Raw genomic sequence first — 548 nt, forward strand, 5'->3', positions numbered from 1 at the left:
TGCAGCATTTTTCATATAGTCTTTGACGTAGGAATTAGCCAGGATAGACCTACGTGTCATTTCCAGCTGTTCCTTCACTTCCGGTGTCTTATCGATACCTTTGTTGACCGCTTCCTGCGCTACGATGATTTGCATCGCGAGGTTGTCGATCACCATTTTGCGTGTTTCCGCATTGTCAGGCAGACCTTGTGCAGCTTGCTGCAACATGATCTGATCCAGTTGTTTTTTGCCGATAGGTGCGCCGTTGACGGTCGCAGCCACAGCATCCTTCTCTGCAGATGCAGAGGCAGCTTTATCTTTATCATTGCAAGCGCTCAGCGCGAACAGCGCAATGGCACTACCCAGAACGACGCGGGATTTGATCGACATGAATATTTCCTTAAAGTTGAACTGCTGTGCAGCGGATAAGCATTTTTGCATGAGCAACAGGCTCATGCATTCAAATTAATTTGACGCTGAATTCTACCTGTGAATTTGCCAAGTATTCACGCTTCCTTACTATTTGTAGCGAAAAAATCAGCAAAATCTGCGTAGATCAGGGTTTTCAC

Annotated in this window: 1 pseudogene; it reads right to left on the bottom strand. The window is 46.2% G+C overall.

Going from position 1 to position 548, the window contains the following annotated elements:
• Window positions 1–369: pseudogene (locus KDM89_RS19435) on the bottom strand (peptidylprolyl isomerase); the annotation flags it as partial.
• Window positions 370–548 lie beyond the last annotated feature (179 nt).

Source organism: Cognatundibacterium luofuense (genome assembly GCF_018139685.1).
Classification (GTDB): domain Bacteria; phylum Pseudomonadota; class Gammaproteobacteria; order Burkholderiales; family Burkholderiaceae_D; genus Undibacterium; species Undibacterium luofuense.